General features: G+C 69.7%; 18 protein-coding genes. 12 read left to right on the forward strand and 6 right to left on the reverse strand.

Annotation, left to right across the window (positions count from 1 at the left end; translation table 11 throughout):
• Positions 1-2: 2 nt before the first annotated feature.
• The 5 genes from ACXJJ3_RS39145 to ACXJJ3_RS39165 all read right to left on the reverse strand — a co-directional run bounded on the left by ACXJJ3_RS39145 (position 3) and on the right by ACXJJ3_RS39165 (position 4797).
• Entirely contained in the window at positions 3-899 is an 897-nt protein-coding gene (locus ACXJJ3_RS39145) for an ABC transporter permease (RefSeq protein ID WP_458167046.1), read from the reverse strand.
• Positions 900-902: 3 nt separating this feature from the next.
• Positions 903-2447, reverse strand: coding sequence for an extracellular solute-binding protein (locus ACXJJ3_RS39150; protein ID WP_458167047.1), 1545 nt, complete (start codon positions 2445-2447; stop codon positions 903-905).
• 10 nt (positions 2448-2457) lie between these two features.
• Positions 2458-3075, reverse strand: a complete 618-nt coding sequence (locus ACXJJ3_RS39155) for a YesL family protein (protein WP_458167048.1) — start codon at positions 3073-3075, stop codon at positions 2458-2460.
• A gap of 85 nt (positions 3076-3160) precedes the next feature.
• Positions 3161-3781, reverse strand: coding sequence for a DUF1961 family protein (locus ACXJJ3_RS39160; protein ID WP_458167049.1), 621 nt, complete (start codon positions 3779-3781; stop codon positions 3161-3163).
• Positions 3778-4797 (reverse strand): LacI family DNA-binding transcriptional regulator, encoded by a 1020-nt coding sequence (locus tag ACXJJ3_RS39165; RefSeq protein ID WP_458167051.1) that lies wholly within the window; start codon positions 4795-4797, stop codon positions 3778-3780. The genes ACXJJ3_RS39160 and ACXJJ3_RS39165 overlap by 4 nt, the downstream gene beginning before the upstream one ends.
• Positions 4798-4884: 87 nt before the next feature.
• On the opposite strand from ACXJJ3_RS39165, the gene ACXJJ3_RS39170 reads away from it, so the two are divergent.
• The gene (locus tag ACXJJ3_RS39170; protein WP_458167052.1) at positions 4885-6663 is read left to right on the forward strand and encodes a hypothetical protein; all 1779 of its coding nucleotides are present in this window, start codon (positions 4885-4887) and stop codon (positions 6661-6663) included.
• 49 nt (positions 6664-6712) lie between these two features.
• Here ACXJJ3_RS39170 and ACXJJ3_RS39175 read toward each other — a convergent pair whose 3' ends face one another.
• Positions 6713-10474, reverse strand: coding sequence for a S8 family serine peptidase (locus tag ACXJJ3_RS39175; RefSeq protein WP_458167053.1), 3762 nt, complete (start codon positions 10472-10474; stop codon positions 6713-6715).
• Positions 10475-10602: 128 nt separating this feature from the next.
• Here ACXJJ3_RS39175 and ACXJJ3_RS39180 point away from each other — a divergent pair, with 128 nt between their 5' ends.
• The 11 genes from ACXJJ3_RS39180 to ACXJJ3_RS39230 all read left to right on the forward strand — a co-directional run bounded on the left by ACXJJ3_RS39180 (position 10603) and on the right by ACXJJ3_RS39230 (position 20560).
• Positions 10603-11604 carry a helix-turn-helix domain-containing protein gene (locus tag ACXJJ3_RS39180; RefSeq protein ID WP_458167054.1) on the forward strand — a complete coding sequence of 334 codons (1002 nt, stop codon included), beginning with the start codon at positions 10603-10605 and terminating at the stop codon, positions 11602-11604.
• Positions 11605-11691: 87 nt separating this feature from the next.
• The gene (locus ACXJJ3_RS39185; protein ID WP_458167055.1) at positions 11692-12267 is read left to right on the forward strand and encodes a dihydrofolate reductase family protein; all 576 of its coding nucleotides are present in this window, start codon (positions 11692-11694) and stop codon (positions 12265-12267) included.
• 13 nt (positions 12268-12280) lie between these two features.
• Complete coding sequence (locus ACXJJ3_RS39190; protein ID WP_458167056.1) at positions 12281-12742, forward strand: hotdog fold domain-containing protein; 462 nt, start codon at positions 12281-12283, stop codon at positions 12740-12742.
• A gap of 10 nt (positions 12743-12752) precedes the next feature.
• Positions 12753-13910: a GNAT family N-acetyltransferase gene (locus ACXJJ3_RS39195; RefSeq protein ID WP_458167057.1), complete on the forward strand. Its 1158-nt coding sequence runs from the start codon at positions 12753-12755 to the stop codon at positions 13908-13910.
• Positions 13911-13982: 72 nt separating this feature from the next.
• Positions 13983-14579, forward strand: a complete 597-nt coding sequence (gene ruvC / locus ACXJJ3_RS39200; protein WP_458167058.1) for a crossover junction endodeoxyribonuclease RuvC — start codon at positions 13983-13985, stop codon at positions 14577-14579.
• Positions 14580-14601: 22 nt separating this feature from the next.
• On the forward strand, positions 14602-15204 hold the full coding sequence (ruvA, locus tag ACXJJ3_RS39205; protein ID WP_458167059.1) for a Holliday junction branch migration protein RuvA: 603 nt from the start codon (positions 14602-14604) through the stop codon (positions 15202-15204).
• A 3-nt stretch (positions 15205-15207) separates the two neighbouring features.
• Entirely contained in the window at positions 15208-16269 is a 1062-nt protein-coding gene (gene ruvB / locus ACXJJ3_RS39210; protein ID WP_458167060.1) for a Holliday junction branch migration DNA helicase RuvB, read from the forward strand.
• 227 nt (positions 16270-16496) lie between these two features.
• Positions 16497-16952: a preprotein translocase subunit YajC gene (yajC, locus tag ACXJJ3_RS39215; RefSeq protein WP_458167061.1), complete on the forward strand. Its 456-nt coding sequence runs from the start codon at positions 16497-16499 to the stop codon at positions 16950-16952.
• Between the two features lie 94 nt (positions 16953-17046).
• Entirely contained in the window at positions 17047-18798 is a 1752-nt protein-coding gene (gene secD, locus ACXJJ3_RS39220) for a protein translocase subunit SecD (protein WP_458167063.1), read from the forward strand.
• Positions 18798-20021 (forward strand): protein translocase subunit SecF, encoded by a 1224-nt coding sequence (gene secF, locus ACXJJ3_RS39225; RefSeq protein ID WP_458167064.1) that lies wholly within the window; start codon positions 18798-18800, stop codon positions 20019-20021. Before secD ends, secF begins: the two co-directional genes overlap by 1 nt.
• Positions 20021-20560 carry an adenine phosphoribosyltransferase gene (locus ACXJJ3_RS39230; RefSeq protein WP_458171998.1) on the forward strand — a complete coding sequence of 180 codons (540 nt, stop codon included), beginning with the start codon at positions 20021-20023 and terminating at the stop codon, positions 20558-20560. The genes secF and ACXJJ3_RS39230 overlap by 1 nt, the downstream gene beginning before the upstream one ends.
• Positions 20561-20668: the final 108 nt, after the last annotated feature.

Consider the following 20668-nt stretch of genomic DNA (forward strand, 5'->3'; position numbering starts at 1 on the left):
CCTCAGAACAGGCCGCGCTGGCCCATGCGTTTGGCCAGCAGGTTGGAGCCGAAGATCAGCACCACGCCGATGACGCCCTTGAACAGGCCGACCGCGGTCGCGTAGCTGAACGAGCCCTGGGTGATGCCGATGTAGTAGACGAACGTGTCGAACACATCCGCGACGTCGCGGTTCAGCGAGGTCGTCATCAGCCAGATCTGCTCGAACCCGGAGTCCATCAGGTGCCCGGACGTCAGGATCGCCATCACCACGATCGTCGGCCGGATCGCCGGCAGCGTGATGTGCCAGAACTGCCGCCAGCGGCCGGCGCCGTCCACCCGGGCCGCCTCGTACAGCTGCGAGTCCACACCGGCCAGTGCGGCCAGGTAGATGATCGTGCCCCAGCCGGTCTGCTTCCAGAGCAGCTGCAGCACGATCAGCGGCCGGAACCACGCCGCCTGCGCGACGTAGTCGGTCTTCTGCCCGCCGACGAGGCCGTGGATCCAGTTCGCGATCACGCCGAAGTCGACCGAGAACAACAGGTACGTCAGCGACGCGACGATCGTCCACGACAGGAAGTGCGGGATGTAGACCAGCGACTGCACTGATCGCTTGAGCACGTTGACGCGCAGCTCGTTCAGCAGCAGCGCGACGACGATCGGCGCCGGGAAGACGAAGAGGATTGTCAACAATGCGAGGAGCAGCGTGTTGAAGAGCAGCCGGCCGAAGTCGGGTCCGCTGAACAGCTCCTGGAAGTGTTTCAGCCCTACCCACTCGCTGCCTGAGTAGCCCAGGAACGGTACGTAGTCCTTGAACGCGATCGTCAGGCCGTACATCGGCAGGTACTTGAACACCACGAAGTACACGAGGCCCGGCAGCAGCAACAGGTACAGCCATCGGTAGCGGAGGACGTTGGCCATCGGTCAGCCGCCTGCCTTCGCGGACAGGTCGTTGACCTCCTTGACGATGTCCGTGCCGCCGCTGTCGTACCAGCGCTTGATCTGCGCCTTCAGCTGGTCCTCGGTGATCGCGCCGGACAGGTACTTGATCCGGGCGTCCGGAATGATCGTGTCCAGCGTCTGGCCCTTGGCGATAGCGGTCGGCGCGATGATGCTCAGCGCCGGGTTGAACACGGCGGTCTTCAGGTCCTCGTTCATCAGCACGTCGAACTTCTCCCGCATCGCCCGGCTGGCCTCGTCGTTCGGCCGCAGCGCGTACGCGCCGAGCCCGACCGACGCCCGGGTGCCGAGCTGGATGAAGCCCTTGTCGACGTCGTTCTGGATCGCCTTGACCTTCGGGTCGTCCTGGTTGACCGGCACCGCATAGTTGCCGTCGACCTTGAAGTTGCGGCCCTCGATCCCGTTCGTCAGCAGGATCGAGCCCTCCTTGGACTCGAGCTTGTCGAGCGTCTTCAGTACGTCGTCGAGCTGCTGCTCGGTGCGCACGTGCTGCTTGGAGATCGCGATCACCATGTTGTAGCCGGTGAACGGGTACGAGTGCTTCTGGCCGTCCTGGCCCTTCAGGTTGCCGACCAGCGTGACCTTGTCGAAGTCCTTCGGGTTCTTCTCCTTGAACAGGTCGAGCAACTGCGTGGCCCGCACGTTCACGTCGATGATCATGCCGCCCTTGCCCTGCACGAACGGGTCGTTCCAGTTCGCGCTGTCGAGGGTCGCGAAGTCCGGGTTCACCAGGCCTTCCTTGACCCAGCCCCGCAGCCACTCGTTCGCCTTCAGGAACTCCGGGGTGTCGAAGCCCGGCACCAGCTTTCCGTCGCGTTCACCCCAGCCGTTCGGCGCGCCGAACCAGGTCTCGATCACGTCGTACGGGCTGGCGCTCGCGTAGCCGCCAGGCCACTTCGGGATGATCAGGCCGTAGGTGTCCTTCTTGCCGTCGCCGTCTGGGTCCTTCTCGGTGAAGGCCTTCGCGATGGTGTAGAGGTCGTCGACGGTTTCCGGCTCCTTGAGGCCGAGCTTGGCCAGCCAGTCCTTGCGGATCACGATGCCGGAGCGGAGCAGCGGCCGGACCCGGTAGATGCCGTACATCTTGCCGTTGGTCTGCGAGTTCTTCGCGGTCTGCGCGTCGGCGGGCTTGAGGTTCGGGTACTTGTCGAGCTTGCCGGTCAGGTCCCAGAACGCGCCGGCCTCGGCCGCCTTCACGAACGACGGGCTCTTCTCGTTCGCGACCATGATGTCGGGGATCTTGTCCGAGGCCAGCGTGACGTTCGACTTGTCGCCGTACTCCGCGTTCGGCACCCAGGTGATCTGCAGCTTCTTGCCGATCAGCTTCTCGACCGCCTGTTGCAGCTCGCCGTTCGGCGCCGGCGCGGTGCCGAACAGCGGTGCCATCACGGTCAGCTCGTTACTGGCCTCCTGGCCTTTGGAGTCGCCACCGCCGGAGCAGGCTGATGCGGCGAGCAGTGCCGTCGTGACTGCGGCGACGGCGAGCCGCCGGGGGGAGAAGATGGTCATGAGTTCCCTTTCAGTGACTACTGGGGTGCAGGCGCGCGTCGTTCTCGGCGAAGAAGCGCAGGCAGAGCCAGGTGTCGAGGCGGATCCAGGCGCCGCCGGCGAGCAGGATCCCGAACACCGGGAACCGCACCGACAGGTAGCCGACGGACACCGCCACGAACAGCAGGACCAGGGACGACGCCGGCCGCGCGAGCGCGATCAGCGATGCCTTGGGCAACAACATGCGGGTCCCGAGGTCGTAGTGCACGGCCATCGGGAACGCGTAGCCGGCGATCAGCCCGAGCGCGACGAGCGCGAACAGGCTGGCCAGGCGGGGGAGTGCGACCCCGAGCGCCGCGAAGTACAGATAGTTGCCGACAAGGACGACGGCGGCCGCGACCAGGGGGAGCACCAGCACCGTGCCACGCCGGAACTCCCGGCGGAACGCGGTACGGAAAGCGGGGAAGGCATGAAACGATTCATCGGATGACCTGCGTCTGGCGAGCGAATATGCCGCGAGCGTGGCCGGGCCGATACCCAGCGCGATTCCGCCGGCCAGTGTGAACAGGATCCACAGCGCGTTCAGCTTGATCGTCCAGACGACCTCGTCCGCAACGCCGTAGAGCTTGATCGCCCACCCTGTGCCCATACCGGTTCCCGCCCTCTTCAACGGTGAAAAGTGGTGTGACCGTATGGTTGAATCGTCTCAATGTCAAGGCTTGGGAAAGCGTTTGTCAGAGACTGGTCACGCGCAGGTTGGCGTACTCGCCGATCAGCGGTGCCATCTGCCGGAAGCCGAGTTTGCCGCCGGCCAGCGGCTGTTGGTCCTGCCAACCGAAGCTGACCAGGTCGTTGATCGCGAACGTGATCCCGCCGTCCCGGACGGTCAGCCGCAGCCGGTACGGTCCGTCGGCGTCGGTGACGTCCGGGATCGGGTCGGCGCCCTGCGCGACCAGATGGAACCCGTAGCTCTTGCGCAGGTTGCAGGTGTGGAACGCCCGCTCCTCCGACCAGCGCCGCCGGAAGTACGAGACGTGGTACGTGTCGAGGTCGCCGTGGTGGTACTGGTCGTACGGGCCGGTGCGTGGCTGGAGGTCGAAGAGGTCCTCGTCGGCGCGGCCGCGGGCGTGGAAGAACAGGATGCACAGACCCGGCTCGCGAATCGGCCAGAAGTCCCACTCCACGGCGATGTCGGGCGGGAAGTCCTCGGGGCACCAGAGCACCACGTTCGCGTCCGGCTGCAGGCTTTCCAGGCGCAGCCGCCCGAGCGGGAAGGACGTCGTGCCGTCGCCTTCCAGCCGGAAGCCGCCGAGATCGGCCGCCGCGGCGAGCGGGTTCTCGTACAGCAGCGTCATCGGCGGCGTCGGTAGTCGCTCGACTCGCGGACGATCAGGTCGGGCTGGAAGATCACCTGGCGGTGCCGGTGCCGGTCGGTGTCCTCGACCTCTTCCTGGAGCAGCTCCATCGCGGACCGGCCGAGCAGCTCGGCCGGTTGCCGGACCGACGACAGCGGTACGGCGGCGGCGCGGGCGAAGTCGATGTCGTCGTACCCGACGATCGCCATGTCGCGCGGCACCCGGAGCCCGGCGACCGCCATGCCCTGCAGGAAGCCGATCGCCAGCAGGTCGTTCGCGAGGAACGCCGCGGTCGGCCGGGAGCGCGGTGGCAGGGCGGCGATCCGTTCGCCGATCGCGCGGCCCTCGACGACGCCCATCACGTCGACCTCGTGGCACTGCAGTTCGACGCCGTCGGCCGCCGCGACCACCTGGGCGATGCCGTCCTTGCGGTCGGCAACCTGTTGCATGCTGAACGGCCCGCCGATGAAGGCGATCCGGCGATGCCCGGACTCGATCAGGTGGCTGCCGGCCAGCCGGCCGCCGAGCTGGTCGTCGACCGAGACCGAGCACAACCCGCGGTCGGCCGTCCGGTCGACGAGCACCACCGGAGTACCGCGCTCGACCAGCGCGCCGAGCTGCGGGTCGTTGCTGTCGAACGGCGTGATCAGGACGCCCATCACGCGTTGCTGCTCGAGCTGGTCGAGGTGGTGCATCTCCCGCACCGGGTCGGTCTTGCTGTTGCAGAGCATCACCACGCTGTCGTGCTCGTACGCGAGCGACTCCGCACCTTCGGCGAGCGAGGTGAAGAACGGGTTCGTGACGTCGAGCACCACCAGTCCGACCGTCCGGCTGCGCCCGGCCCGCAGGTGCCGCGCCGCCTCGTTGCGCACGAAGCCGAGCGCCTCGATGCTGTCCTGCACCCGCTTCCGGGTCGCCGGCGCCACGATCGCCGGCCGGTTCAGGAAGTTGCTGACGGTCCCTACCGAGACCCCGGCCTGCCGGGCGACCTCCTTGATGCTGGGCGTCGCCATCATCCCCCGTCCAGCAGCCGACTCGGTCCGTTGCAGTCTAGTCGGACCGTGATTGAATCGTCTAAACCCGGCCGCCGGTAGGTTGTCCGGGTGCCTCAGACACTGCGGGACCTGTTGCCGACGGAGTTGCTGGTTCGGGCGTTGGGGAAGGTGGGACGGGTGCTGCCCGGGATTGACCGGCGGGACGCCTGGGCCGGCGTACCGGCGGGGGATCGGGCGGCGTTGCTCGCGGAGGCCTCGAAGGTGGCGGCCGGGGAGTGGCCGGTGCTGCTGGCGCGGGACTTCGCGCAGTACCAGCGGGAGGGCGACCGCGAGACGTACGAGACGCCGTACTTCGCGCGGCGGCGGCGGGTGGTGACGAGTGCGCTGGCGGCGTTGCTGACCGGGGACGACGCGTGGGTGGCGGATGTCGTCGACGGGGTGTGGTTGCTGTGTGACGAGGTGACCTGGACGGTGCCGGCGCACGCGACGTCGGCGCTCGAGCGGAGCGAGCCGTTGCCGCGGCCGGGGGATCGGGACCTGGACCTGTTCTGCGCGGAGACCGGCGGGTTGCTCGCGTGGATCGATCACCTGCTCGGGCCGGTGCTGGACGGGCCGACGCGGGAGCGGATAGCGGTCGAGGTGGACCGGCGGGTGCTGGCGCCGTTCGTGGAGGTCCGGGACTGGCGGTGGCTGGTTGGGTTCACCAACAACTGGAACCCGTGGATCCACTCCAACGTCACCGCCTGCGTGCTGCTCCTCGAGAAGGATCCGGTACGGCGGGCGCAGATCGTCGACCTGGTCGTGCAGGGGCTCGACGTGTTCCTGGACTCGTATCCGGACGACGGCGGCTGCGACGAGGGCGCCTCGTACTGGACCCGCGCGGGTGGGTCGGTCGCGGACAATCTGGTGCTGCTGTACGACGCGACGGCCGGTGTGCTCGACGGGTTCGGGCATCCCAAGCTGCGGCCGATCACGGCGTACCTGCCGGCTATGCACATCGACGACCGGTGGTACGTGAACTTCGCGGACTGTCCGGCGCAGCTGGCCGACCCGTCGGCGGCGTACCCGCTGTACCGGCTCGGCGTCCACACGGACGAGCCGTCCGCGCGCGGGCATGCGCGGGTGATCCGGCACCGCGACGACCCGCTGGTCCCGCGGATTCCGTCGATGCTCCGGGTGGCCGGCGCGCTGCTCGAACGGGGCCTGCGTGTCGACGATCGGATTGTCGACAAGCAGAACGTCTACCTTCCGGACACCGAGGTGGTGGTCGCGCGGACCGAGGACGTGCTGCTCGCGTGGAAGGGCGGGCACAACGCGGAGTCGCACAACCACAACGACGTCGGCACGTTCGTCGTCGCGGTGGACGGTGTCCCGCGGGTGATCGATCTCGGCGTCGGCACGTACACGCGGCAGACGTTCTCCGAGGACCGCTACCAGATCTTCACGATGCAGAGCGACTACCACAACCTGCCACGGATCAACGGGTTCTCCCAGCAGGCCGGCCGTGAGTTCCACGCGACCGGCATGACCGCCGAGGCCGTCGACCTGTCGTCGGCCTACCCCGCGGCCGCCGGGATCCGCTCCTGGCGGCGGAGCTTCGCGCTCGACCAGGTGACGGACACCTGGGAGCTGGCCGACGACCCGGCCGAGCTCGTCTGGCACCTGATCCTGCACGGCGAGCCGACGCACGAGCCGGGCACGATCATTGTCAACAATCTGACGATCCGGTACGACGACGCGCACCTGACCGCCGAGCTCGAGCCGCTCCCGCTCACCGACCCCAAACTCTCGGACATCTGGGGCGACCAGGTCACCCGAGTCGTGCTGACCGCCCGTCCCCAGCTCCTGACGAGGACGGGCAGTACGACGCTGCGCCTGACGCGGTAGGCGGACGGGCCTACCGCGCCAGGCAACTACTCCAGCTTGTTCAGCTGCCTCAGTGGACGTCGTACGCGCGGGTGACGGTCTGGGTGACCTTCGCCCCGTGCGAGTCGGTGAGCTCGACGCGCAGGGAGACCTGCTTGCCGGTGTCACCGGAGTGGTTCACGACCAGGTCGGCACCGATCGCGGTGAGCCTGGTGCTGCCCTCGGTCCAGGTGGTGCCGCCGTCGACGGACGTCCAGACCTTCGCAGCGGTCAGCGCGCCGGCGTCGTACCCCGGGTTGGCGTCGACGCGCGCCGGGATCGTCACCTTGCCGGCGGCAACCGTCTTGAGCCCGTCGGCCGGCAGGTCGAGCCGCGGCAGCAGCAGCGGCAACGCCCGGCTGAACACGGTCGGCTCCTCGTGCGAGCGGAACGCCCAGGTCGTGGTCGTGGACACCGACCGGCTCCAGACCTTCGCCGGAGCGCCGAACTTTGCCGTGTTCATGGTCAGCTCGTACGACGCGTCCTCGGCCGGCACCGTGAACACCCCGGACGGCCAGCCGGTCGTGCCGAGCGAGACGCCGTCCTTCTTCAGCTCCAGGTTGCCCAGGTCGCCGAAGCTGCCCGGATCCGCCCAGTGGCCGGCGCTGTCGGCCCACATGGACGTCGCGACGCCCATCAGGTCACCCTGCCGTTCGGCGACGAGCTGCGGAGCGCCCGTGCTGTCGGCGCGGACGCCCGGCGCGACGACGCCGCCGTACCAGCTGTCGGTCCTTGCCTGTCCGGGCTTGAAGCTGCGGTAGCGGTCGGTCATCACCTCGCCCCACGGCATGCTCGAGATGACCGACTTGAGCCAGGACGTGCCGTCCGCCGAGAAGTACTCGGTCTGGCTGCTCGGCACCGCGAGCGCATCGAGGCTGCCGACGGCGAACGCGACTCCGGACGGCCGCTGCGCGGTTGTGAAGCCGCCGAAGTTCGTCTTCATGCCCATGCTGTTGTACGTCGCGGTGACCCGGCCGAGTGACGCGTCCGAGACGTTGTGCCGCTGCGGCGTGACCAGCTGCTTGTCGTTGAAGAAGCCGAGCGTGTACGCGTACGGCGTACTCGCCGAGGCCGTCCAGTTCAGCGTGACCGCACCAGCCGCGAGCTTGGCCGCCAGGGCCGCGCCTTGGGTGTTGGGCAGGCTGTAGACCGGCAGCGGGTTCGGACCGAAGCCGGACGACGGCAGCCAGCTCGTCGCGTCGTCGCGGTAGAACAGCAGCGCCTTGACGCCGATCTTGGCCGCCGCCGACTGCGCTGCGGAGTCACTGGCACCGGCCGCAATGTGAACGAGTGCGACCTTGCCGGCCGCGGTGGCCAGCTCGGCCGCGGTGCCCGCGCCGCCGTTGACCAGTTCAGCGCTGCCCTTGCCATCCAGGTTGCTGACACCGGGCTGCGGCGCGGCGGGCGTCAGGGTGAGGCCGTCGGTGGTCCGCAGCGAGGACACGACCGGAGCGATCCGGTGCGTCCAGTGCCCGAACTCGAACGACCCGTCGCCCTTGGCGACCGTGCCGTTCACCTCGGCGTAGAAGTCCTTCGTCAGCGAGCCTGCGGTCATCGAGCCGCTGTGCAACCAGGACGTCGGCCACTGCCGCTCGAAGGTCAGTGTGGTCGACTGCAGCTGCGTCGGCCGCTGGGTGGTGACCGTCAGGGGCTGCGCCCGGCGGGCGTCCAGGACGATCGAGGTGTCCCGGGTGACCGTCAGCTCCGGACGGGCCAGGTAGCTGACCGACGCGGGCGCCGCACTGCCGGTGGCACCGGTCTGCGGCGTCAGCGCGTAGGCGCCGAGGTAGTAGCGGCCCGGCCGGACCTGGAACACCTGCTCGGCCGCGCCCGAGTTGTACCGCCGCTCACCGCTCGCGATGTCGGTGTTGATCAGGTCGAGCGACGACGAACCGGTCGCGGGGTTGCCGCTGCGGTCGATCACGGACACCTTGACCGCCACTGTCTCCGGCTGCAGGTACAGGTTGAACGCCGTCGACACCCGCTGCCCGTTGCTGGTGGCAACGATCCGCGCGGTGACGTCGCCGAGCGCCGAGCCGGCCAGCTTCTGCCCGGGCCGGACAGTCACCGGCACGGTCGTGGTCGACTTCGCCGGTACCACGACGTGCTGCGGGACCCGGACGACCGGCGCGTTCAACGGACGCCCGTCGTTGCCGGTCAGGTGCTCGACGGACAGCCGCAGGTCGACCGGAGTCGAGCCGCTGTTCGTGTACGTGAGGCCGACGGTCTTGTCGGCGGTGCCCGCCTGCGGCCACGCGTACGTACCGCCGTACACCGACGACGGGCCGGTGACCTTGGCGGTCAGCAGCTTGGCGATGTCGAGGCGTCCGGCGCCGACCTCCTGGACGTCGCCCGGGACGGTCGGGTCGGCCGACGACACCAGCAGGTCCTTCAGTTGCGCGCCGGTCAGCGACGGATTCGCCTGCTTGGCGATCGCGGCGGCACCGGACACGTGCGGCGTCGCCATCGACGTACCGGACATCGTCTGGTAGGCGTACACGCCGCGGCCGCCGGCGTTGGCGGCGAGGATCGCGACACCGGGGGCGGCGATCTCGGGCTTCTCGACGTGCGTACCGGCGACCGGTCCGCGGCTGGAGAAGTACGCCGTCGCGTCCTTCGAGTCGACCGCGCCGACGGTCAGCGCCTCGGGCGCACAGCCCGGGCTGGAGACCGTCCCCGGCCCCGCCCCCATGTTGCCGGCGGCAATCACGAACAGGCTGCTGCTGGACTGCGAGAGCTGCGTGACGGCCTGCGCGATCGGGTCGTCGCAGGTGGTCGCCGGCAGCGGCGAGCCGAGGCTCATCGAGATCGCGTCGGCCTTGTTGTCGACCGCCCACTGCATGCCGGCGATGATCTCGGACTCGGATCCGGTGCCGTCGTCGCCGAGCACCTTGCCGATCAGCAGCTTGGTCCCGGGCGCGACCCCGCGCTCCTTGCCGTGGCTCTCCGCGCCGCTGCCGGCGATCGTCGAGGCGACGTGCGTCCCGTGGCCCATCGTGTCGTCGGTGCCGTACGCCGAACCCGTGAAGTCCTTCGACTGCGTGATCCGGGCGGCCAGGTCCGGGTGCCCGGCGTCCACGCCGGTGTCCAGGACCGCGACCGTCGAACCGGTGCCGTCGAGCCCGGCCTTCCAGGCGACCGGAGCGCCGACCTGCGCGGTCGAGTCCGCGAGCGTCGCCTTCAGCGCCCGGTCCAGCCAGAGCTTGGTGATCCCGTTCCCGGACCGCGACCGGGTGTCGGTCAGCTCGGCGAACGCGGTGTGCGCCTGCTCCTTGCTGACCGGGTACGCGACCGAGCCGACCGCGGGCAGCGCCTTCGGGGTCTCGGTGGCGCCGGTCGGCGCGGGTGTCGCGGCGAGCGCGGACCGGACGGTGGCGCCGTACTGCGCGATCACCGGGATGGTCTGCTGGTGCGCGTCGTCGTACCCCTGCGCGACCAGACCGGTGACGTCGAAGAACTCGGGGTCGATCAGGCCGGCCGACAAGGCGCCGGCGGCCGACGACGGGTAGACGAAGACCCGGTCGCCGTCGCGGTACGTCTCGTAGTCCGGCGTACTGCCGTCGGCTCCGGGCAACAGCTGGACGACGGGCTGCCCGTCGCTGGTCCGGGTCAGCCGCGCGCGGTCGCCGGTGATCAGCGTGACGGTCGCCGACGGTCCGGCCGCGGCGGCCTTGGTGGAGCCCACGATCGGGCGGTCGTCGGCGTTGCTCGCCGACGCGGGTGCGGGGAGGACGGCTGCGGCGCACAGGAGTACGCCGGCCGCGGCCACCGGATGACGCCATCTACGGCGCATGGGGGACCTCCAGGTAGCTGGGGACGGGTAGGTGACACAGAGCGTGTCAGTGCGGCTCGTCTGGAGGAACGGAAGCCGACGGCGGAGAATCGACGTGACGTGTTTTCGACAGAAGGGCCGTGTCGCGGATGGATGGCATCGAGTTGACCGCACTCGGCCTGAACCAGGCGGAGGAAGTGCACTATCGCTCGCTGGTGATCGAGGGTGGTGCGGCCGCGGAGGTACTCAGCTCACGGGTCGGCTCGACGGCCGCCGAGGCACAGCAGGTACTGGACGCGCTCGCGAAGCTCGGGCTGGCCGAGACCGTGCCGTCGGACGACAGCGAGCCGCGGTGGTTCGCGGCGCCGCCGGACGTGGCGTTGCGCGGGCTGCTCAACTCACGACGGCACGAGCTGTCGGTCGCGGAGACCTCGGTCGCCCGGCTGGCCGCGATCTTCCGCAGCGACCTCGGCCAGGCCGCGATCGGTGACCTCGTGGAGGTGGTGCTCGGGTCGGCCGCCGTACGGTCGCGGTTCCTGCAGATCCAGCGGGCCGCGCGGCACGAGGTGTGCGCGTTCGTGGATGCGCGGCCGGTGGCGCTGTCCGGGCAGGAGAACGAGGCCGAGGGGGAGGCGCTCGGGCGCGGGGTCCGGTTCCGGGTGGTGATCGAGCGGTCCGCGTTCGAGGCGCCCGGGACGGTGAACGACGCGGTCGACGCGATCGAGGCGGACGCGCAGGTGCGGACCGTCGACCGGGTGCCGACCAAGCTGATCGTCGCGGACGGGACGGTCGCGCTGGTCCCGCTCGCGGTCCGCGGGTACCAGACCGCCGCGCTCGTGATCCGGGCCGCGGGGCTGGTGCAGTCGCTGATCGCGCTGTTCGAGTCGATCTGGTCGTCCGCCGTACCGATCGGTCTCGGGTCCAGTGGTCCGATCGAGGAGGCGGCTGCGGGGCCGGACGACGCGGACCTCGCCGTACTCGCGCTGATGCTGACGGGTCTCACGGACGACGCCGTCGGCAAGCAGTTGGGGATGAGCGGGCGGACCGTCCAGCGGCGGCTGCGCGTTCTGATGGATCTGACCGGCTCGACGTCGCGCATGCAGCTCGGCTGGGAAGCCTCCGAACGCGGGTGGGTCACGCGTCGCTCGTGACGGCCTGTCGAATCGCGGGGGAGTCGTTCGACGCAGGGGTGAGCGGCTGCCCGCCAGGGCTGCCCATGTCTGCGTCAGGAGCGCTTCATGACCGTCACCTACACGTTCGACGTCTACTCCAGCCTCGACGGGTTCGCGTCGTACGACAACGCCGACTGGGGGCCGTACTGGGGTAAGCAGGGGCCGGAGTTCCTGGAGCGGCGGGTGGCGATGTACCGCGAGCCGCAGCGGATGGTGTTCGGCGCGAGCACGTTCCGGCAGTTCGTGGAGATGATCGGGCCGAGCAAGGTGCCGTCGCTCGACCCGGAGCTCGAGCTGATGCGGAACATGCCGACCACGGTGCTGTCGTCGACCCTCGACGGTCCGTTCGACTGGCCGGACGCCACCGTCGCGACCGGCGATGCGGTCGAGCGGATCGCCCGGCTGAAGGAGGAGTCCGACGTACCGCTGCGCTCGCACGGGAGCCTGTCGCTGAACCGTGCCCTGATGGCGGCCGGGCTGGTCGACCGCGTCCAGGTGACGATCTTCCCGGTGATCGCCGGGCAGACCGGGGTGGAGCCGGTGTTCGAGAACGCCGCCGACTTCGACCTGGAGCTGCTCGAGGCGCACACCTTTGACGGCCGGACCCAGGAGCTGGTCTATCGCCCCGTACTTCACTCATGAGTAACATAGCCGGATGAGCCAGGTGCTGGGGTTGTGGGAGCGGTTGCGTGGCATGCCCGGAGGCGACCGGGTGTTCTCCTGGGGGTTCACCTGGAAGGCGCCGTACTTCCGGTCGGTGCGGCCGCGGTTCGTGCAGGTCAGCCCCAACTACGCGGCGCTCACGCTGCCGAAGCGGCGGGCCGTGCTGAACCACATCGGGACCGTGCATGCGATTGCCGTGTGCAACGGTCTGGAGGCGGCGATGGGCGCGCTTGCGGAGGCGACCGTGCCGGCCGGGAAGCGGTGGCTGCCGAAGGGCATGGAGGTCTCGTACCTCGCCAAGTCGACGTCGGACCTGACCTGTTCGGCCGAGACCGACCCCGGGACCTGGACGGCCGGTCCGGACGTACCGGTGCGGGTGAAGGCGACGCGCGCCGACGGCACGGTGGTCGTCGAGGGAACAATTCACCTGTGGGTGACGGACAAGAAGACGTAGGGTCTCCCGGGTGACTGAGCTGCGGGTGGTGGACGTCGCCGAGGAACATCTCGACTCGGTGTGGCAGGTGCGGATCCGGTCGTTCGGCCCGGGCGGTGACCGGGAGAAGTGGAAGGCGACCGCCCGGGCCTTCATCGAGGACCGGCGCATCATCGGCGTCGTCGACGGTGACGAGCTGGTCGCGGCCGCCCGGATCTGGCCGTTCGAGCAGTGGTGGGGCGGTCGGCGGGTGCCGATGGGCGGGGTGGCCGGCGTGGTCGTCGCACCGGAGTACCGCGGGCGCGGGGTCGGCAGTCTGCTGATGCGCGGGGTGCTGCAGCGGTGCGTCGAGAAGGGGTATCCGCTGACCGGGCTGTATCCGGCGACGACCGTCCTCTACCGGCACCTCGGGTACGAGTTCGCGGGCGCCCGGCACAAGTTCTCCTTCCAGGCAAGCGATCTGCGGACACTCGGCGGTCGCGGTACGACGGTCCGCCGGGCCGGGGTCGCCGACGCCGACCGGATCCAGGAGCTGGCCTCGACGGCGCATGCCGACCGGCGGTCGAACGGTCCGCTGATCTGGCCGCGGAGCGAGATCGAGTCCTGGCTCGAGGACGAGGACACGTTCGCGTACGTCGCCGACGACGGGTTCGTCGTCTACAACTGGTCCGACGGGGCGCTGTCCGTCGACGAGCTGATCGCGGGTTCGGAGGAGACCGCCCGGGCGTTGTGGGCCACGGTCGGCTCCGGCTCCTCGATCGCGAAGACGGTGCACGCGTACTGCCCGCCGTACGACCCGATCCACCTGCTGGCCGAACACGAGGCGGAGGCGGACAACCGGGTGAACCGGTGGATGCTCCGGCTGGTCGACGCCCCGGCGGCGCTGGCCGGGCGCGGCTACGCGGAAGGCGCCGTACTCGAGGCCGACCTGCGGATCGACGACCCCGAGCTGCCCGCGAACACCGGCGACTGGCACCTGTCGGTCACCGACGGCGTCGCCGAACTGAAGCCGTCCGACCCGTCACCGTCCGCTCTCCGCGTCGGCCCCCGAGGACTCGCCGCGCTGTACGCCGGCACACTGGTCGCCACCCTCCGCGCCGCCGGCCTGCTCACCGGGGGAGAAGGGCTCGATCCCGCGCTGGACCTGACCTTCGGCGGCGCAGCGCCGTACATGCTCGACTACTTCTAAGACCGGCGCGTCGATTTCGGGAGTCCGGACGCGGCCGACTAGGGTTGTCGAACAAACGTTCGGAGGTGGTCCATGCGGGTGCTCGGCGTCGACCCGGGACTGACCCGGTGCGGCCTCGGTGTCGTCGAGGGGACGCCGGGGAAGCCGCCGGCGATGGTCGCCGTCGGGGTGATCCGGACGCCGGCCGAGCTGGACGTGGCCAAGCGGCTGGTCCGCATCGAGGCCGAGCTCGACGAGTGGATCGGGCGGTACCGGCCGGACGCGGTCGCGGTCGAGCGGGTGTTCGCGCAGCACAACGTGCGGACCGTGATGGGCACCGCGCAGGCGTCCGGGATCGCGATGGTGGTGGCCGCCCGGCGCGGGCTGCCGGTCGCGCTGCACACGCCGAGCGAGGTGAAGGCCGCGGTCACCGGATCCGGGCGCGCGGACAAGGAACAGGTCACCACGATGGTGACCCGGATCCTCAAGCTGGCCGAGCGTCCGACCCCGGCCGACGCCGCCGACGCGCTGGCGCTGGCGATCTGCCAGGTCTGGCGCGGCGGGGTGGCGAGCAAGCTCCAGCAGGCCGCGACCAGCCGGTCCCACCTGGAAGCGGCCGCGCAGGCGCAGTCCCGGCTGCAGATGGCCAGACTCCGGGCCGCGGTGGCGGCCCAGCAGGGCAAGCGGTGAGCACGGAAACGGGAGGTTGGCGATGATCGCCTTTGTACGTGGGCCGGTCGCGGCCATCGGGATCGACTGCGCCGTGGTCGAGGTCGGCGGCGTCGGCCTGCAGGTGTACTGCGATCCCGGCACGCTGGCGGGGCTACGCCCGGGGCAGGAGGCCCGGATCGCCACCTCGATGGTGGTCCGTGAGGACTCGCTGACGCTGTACGGGTTCGCCGACGACGACGCGAAGAACACGTTCGAGCTGCTCCAGACCGCGTCCGGCGTCGGCCCGAAGCTGGCCCAGGCGGCGCTCGCGGTGCTCAGCCCGGACCAGCTGCGGCAGGCGGTCGCGACCGAGGATCTCGCCGTACTCGTGAAGGTCCCGGGGATCGGCAAGAAGGGCGCGCAGCGGATCGTGCTGGAGCTGAAGGACAAGATCGGCGCGCCGTCCAAGACCGTGACGGGCCGGCCGCTGCAGGCGCAGGAGGCCTGGCGTGACCAGGTGCAGGCGGGTCTGGTCGGCCTCGGCTGGTCCGCCCGGGACGCCGAGGACGCCGTCACCGCGGTGTCGCCGCTCGCCGCCGACAACCCGAACCCGTCGGTTCCCGACCTGCTGCGTGCCGCGCTGCGCGTGCTGTCGAAGGCGTAGCCGATGGCCGACAACGTGGACAACGTGCGCCCGCTGGTCTCCGCGGACCTGGCCGACCTCGAGGAACGCAAGATCGAGTCGGCGCTGCGGCCGCGGTCGCTGGCCGAGTTCGGCGGTCAGCGACGGGTCAGCGAGCAGCTCGAGCTGGTGCTGCACGCGGCCCGCGGCCGAAACCGCGCGCCCGACCACGTGCTGCTCTCCGGTCCGCCGGGGCTCGGGAAGACCACGCTGGCGATGATCATCGCGAGCGAGATGTCCGCGCCGCTGCGCGTCACCAGCGGTCCGGCGATCCAGCACGCCGGCGACCTGGCCGCGATCCTGTCCGGGCTGAGCGAGGGCGAGGTCCTGTTCCTGGACGAGATCCACCGGATGTCGCGGCCGGCCGAAGAGCTGCTGTACATGGCGATGGAGGACTTCCGGGTCGACGTGATCGTCGGCAAGGGCCCGGGCGCCACCGCGATCCCGCTGGAGATCCCGCCGTTCACACTGGTCGGCGCCACCACCCGGGCCGGCCTGCTGCCGGGCCCGCTGCGGGACCGGTTCGGCTTCACCGGGCACCTGGAGTTCTACGAGGCCGCCGAGCTGGAGAAGATCGTGAACCGGTCGGCCGCGCTGCTTGAGGTCGACATCACCCCCGAGGGCGCCACCGAGATCGCCTCCCGGTCCCGTGGTACGCCGCGGATCGCGAACCGGCTGCTCCGCCGGGTCCGCGACTACGCCGAGGTCCGCGCCGACGGAATCATCACGCTGGCCTTGTCGAAGGCGGCCCTCGATCTGTACGAGGTCGACAAGATGGGACTGGACCGGCTCGACCGGTCCGTGCTGGACGCGCTCTGCCGCCGGTTCGGGGGCGGACCGGTCGGACTTTCGACGCTGGCGGTTGCGGTCGGCGAAGAACGTGAGACCGTGGAGGAAGTAGCGGAACCTTTCCTGGTCCGATCGGGCTACCTGGCCCGGACGCCGCGCGGCCGCGTCGCGACGCCCGCCGCCTGGCGGCACATCGGCCTGAAGGTTCCGAAGGGCGCGACCTTCGCGGACACGCTCTTCGACGCCGAGGACGACTGAGGAGCACAACCCGAAACTCAAGAGCCGGGAACCACTGCCGGCGCCGGAACGTAGACACTCCGTAGTGAGTAACTCAAACGTGACCCGGCGTCATGCAGTAGTTGTTGACGCTCAGGGTTAGACTCCCCGGTGGCCTGACCTCCAGGTCGTTCCGCTGCGACCTGCGCGCTCCTGCAGAGCGTGCCGGACGCCCGTACACCCGACCCGACGAAGGATTCTGAGACCCGATGCAACTCCTCGCCGTACCGATGGCCTCCTCCGGGGGCGGTGGCATCACGCTGCTGCTGCCGCTGATCCTGATCGTCGGAATGATCTGGTTCATGAGCCGCACGCAGAAGAAGCAGCGTCAGCGTCAGGCCGACACCGTCGCCCAGCTGTCGCCCGGCACCAAGGTGATCACCACCAGCGGCCTGGTCGGCATCGTCGAGGAGACGGACGACGACTACGTCACGCTGGAGATCTCCGAGGGCGTGCTGGTGCAGGTCGTGAAGGCTGCGATCGGCCGGGTGATCCCGGAGGAGGACGCCGCCGACGAGCCGGCGTCCGCCGACGACCCGGACGCGACGGACGCGACGGAGACGGTGACGCCGGAGAAGGTCGACGTACCGGACGCCGGCGGTGCGAAGGCCGACGGCAAGGTGCAGGACGCTCCGAAGCTGCCGCCGACGCACACCGAGAACTGATTTCCGTCCCAACGGCCTGCGGCGCGTCGTGCGGCGTCCTGAGATGATCCAGTGACGGTACGGCGCGCCCGGAAGCACAAAGGTTGAATCTGACGTGGCAACTTCGACTTCCCGCCCCGGGCGGAGCCTGATCACCTTGCTGGTGGTCGTGGTTCTGTTGTTCGGGATCATGGCGCTGACCAAGACCTGGAAGCCCAAACTCGGTCTGGACCTGCGCGGCGGCACCACGATCACGCTGACCGCCAGCACCCTGGACGGCAGCGGCAAGGTCGCCGCCGACCAGCTGAACGAGGCGAAGAACATCATCAGCCAGCGGGTCAACGGCGCCGGTGTCGCCGAGGCCGACATCACCACCTCGGGCCAGAACCACATCAACGTTGCCGTCCCGGGTGCCACGCAGGAGTCCCTGGTGTCGCAGGTCGGCCAGACCGCCCTGCTGTACTTCCGGATCGTGTACGACGCCCAGTCGCTGGCGCCCGCGCCGACCCCGACGCCGACGACCACGCCGAAGCCCGGGACGACTCCGAAGCCGAGCACCACGCCGAAGCCGAGCACGAAGGTGACGCCGAGCGCCACGGTCAAGCCGACCAGTACGCCGAAGGGCCGCGCCTGGACGAGCGCGTTGGGTCAGGCCACGCCGACCCCGACGCCGACGACCAAGGCCAGCACGACGCCGACGCCGTCCACCCCGTCCGCGACGCCGACCACCCCGGCCGCCGGCACCGACCCGCTGAAGTTCCAGCCGGACGCCGCCACCCAGGCGAAGTTCGCAACGTTCAAGTGCGGCGACAAGCAGGTCGACGACCCGAACAAGCCGATCTTCTCGTGCAGCAAGGACAACCAGTACAAGTACCTGCTAGGCCCGGCGATCATGAAGGGCACCGACCTGTCGGACGCGTCGGCCGGCATCCCGCAGAACGGCCTGCAGTGGCAGGTCAACTTGAAGTTCACCGGTGAGGGTGGCAGCAAGTTCCTGAAGGCCACCACGGCGATCTCGCAGCGTGGCCAGGGCAACAACCTGTTCGCGATCGTGCTGGACGGCGTGACGATCTCCACCCCGAGCGTCGACAACCCGATCCCGGGCGGCCAGGCGCAGATCACCGGTACCTTCACCGAGTCCGACGCCCGCGACCTGGCGAACGTGCTGAAGTACGGTTCGCTGCCGGTCAAGTTCGACATCTCCTCGGTGGAGACGGTGTCGCCGCAGCTCGGTGGCGACCAGCTGTCCGCCGGGATCTGGGCGGGCGTCATCGGCCTCGCGCTGGTGGTCATCTTCTGCTTCCTGTACTACCGCGGCCTCGGCCTGGTCGTGGTGTTCTCGCTGGTCGCGGCCGGCATCCTCACCGGGACACTGGTGATCCTGCTGGGCAAGGCGATCGGGTTCACGCTGAGCCTGGCCGGTATCGCGGGTCTGATCGTCGCGGTCGGTATCACCGCGGACTCGTTCATCATCTACTTCGAACGACTCCGCGACGAGGTGCGTGAAGGCCGCAGTCTGCGCTCGTCGGTGGAGACCGGCTGGGCGCGCGCCAAGCACACGATCATCGCCGCGGACTCGATCTCGCTGCTGGCCGCGATCGTGCTGTACATCCTGGCGATCGGCAGCGTCCGCGGCTTCGCGTTCACGCTCGGCCTGACCACGCTGATCGACCTGGTGGTGGTCTTCATGTTCACCAAGCCGCTCGTCACGTTGCTCGCCCGGACCGACTTCTTCGGCCACGGCCACAAGCTGTCCGGCCTGGATCCCGAGCATCTCGGCGTCGAACGCCTGCCCGGACAGGGGAAACCGACGGCCCGGCCGCGCCGGACGCCGTCGACGCGCAAGCCGGTCGGAGGCGAGGTCTGATGTCGAAGCTCGGACAGATCGGTGCCAAGCTGCACCGCGGTGAGGTCTCCTACGACTTCATCGGTCACCGCAAGTTCTGGTTCAGCCTCTCGGCGGTGCTGGTCATCATCTCGCTGGCCGGCCTGTTCACCCGCGGCCTGGCGCTCGGTATCGAGTTCCGCGGCGGCGTCGAGTACGAGGCCAAGGTCCAGGTCACCAGCAACACCGTGCAGGACTTCGGCGACGCCGTGAAGGCGACCAACGCCAAGGGCCTCGGTGACCCGGTGGTCACCACGATCAACAACGACAAGGTCCGGGTCCAGACCAAGCCGCTGGAGCAGGCCGACATCGGCCGGGTCCGGGACGCGATCGCCGCGAAGGCGGGCGTGCCGGCCGACCAGGTGACGTCCCAGCAGATCGGTGCGTCCTGGGGTCAGCAGATCGCCGACAAGGCGATCATGGCGCTGATCGTGTTCCTGGTGCTGGTGTTCGCGGTGATCTGGTTGTACTTCCGCGAGGCGAAGGCGTCGATGGCGGCGATCATCGCGCTGGTGCACGACGTCACGATCACGGTCGGGTTGTACGCCCTGATCGGCTTCGACGTCACGCCGGCGACGGTCATCGGCGTACTGACGATCCTCGGTTACTCGCTGTACGACACGGTCGTCGTGTACGACAAGATCCGGGAGAACACCCGCGGTATCACCGGGTCGAACCGGCTCACGTACTCGGACGCGACCAACCTGGCCGTCAACCAGACCGTGGTCCGGTCGATCAACACCACGGTCACCGCACTGCTGCCGGTCGGTGCGATCCTGGTCGTCGGCACCGTGGTGCTCGGTACCGGCCCGCTGAAGGACCTGTCGCTGGCGCTGTTCGTCGGTATCGCGATCGGTGCGTACTCGTCGATCTTCATCGCGCCGTCGCTGCTCGCGGTCTTCAAGGAGCGCGAGCCCGCGATGCAGGCGCTGAGCAAGCGGGTCGCGGCGAAGAAGGCGCAGGCGGCCAAGACGGCAGCCGCCGCGACCTCGGGGGCCTCAGGGACCTCGGCGGCCGGTCCGGCGGAGCCCGCGGCCGCGGGTGCGCCGGCGGACGCGGCAGCGCGTTCGGTCGTCCAGGACACGCCGCGGAAGGCGGACCGGGCGACCGGTTCGGCGCCGACCGCGTCCACCCGGCCGATGAAGGCGGCGGCCGCCGGCCGTCCGCAGCCGACCCGCAAGCCGCGCTCGAAGCGCGGTAAGTGATGCGGACGCTGGAGCAGGTTCTCGCGGACGGGATCCGCGACATCCCGGACTACCCGCAGGCGGGGGTGGTGTTCAAGGACATCACCCCGCTGCTGGCCGACCACACCGGGTTCGGTCAGGTGGTGGAGGCGCTGGCCGCGGCCGGCACCGACGACGACGGCAGGCCCGTGGTCGACAAGGTGGTCGGGATCGAGGCGCGCGGGTTCATCCTCGCCGCCCCGGTCGCGCTCGCGCTCGGCGCCGGGTTCGTCCCGGTCCGGAAGAAGGGCAAGCTGCCGGCGGCGACGTACGAGGAGTCGTACGCGCTGGAGTACGGCGAGGCGACCATCGAGGTGCACCAGGACGCGTTCGCGCCGGGGGACCGGGTGCTGGTCATCGACGACGTGCTGGCGACCGGCGGGACGGTCGAGGCGTGCCTGCGGCTGATCCGCCGCTGCGGCGCGGAGGTCGTCGGTACGGCGGTGCTGCTGGAGCTGTCGTTCCTGCCAGGCCGCAAGCGCCTCGAAGACGAGCAGGTCAGCGCACTCCTGACGGTGTAGGAACCGGTACACTCTCCGCAGCCGTCGGGTGACCCGGCGTGTTGTCCACAGGCCGGTCTGCCTGGTTGGACGAAGGCCTCTAGACTGGTGGCCTGTCGGCGGAGGGAC

This window comes from Kribbella sp. WER1 (assembly GCF_054189145.1).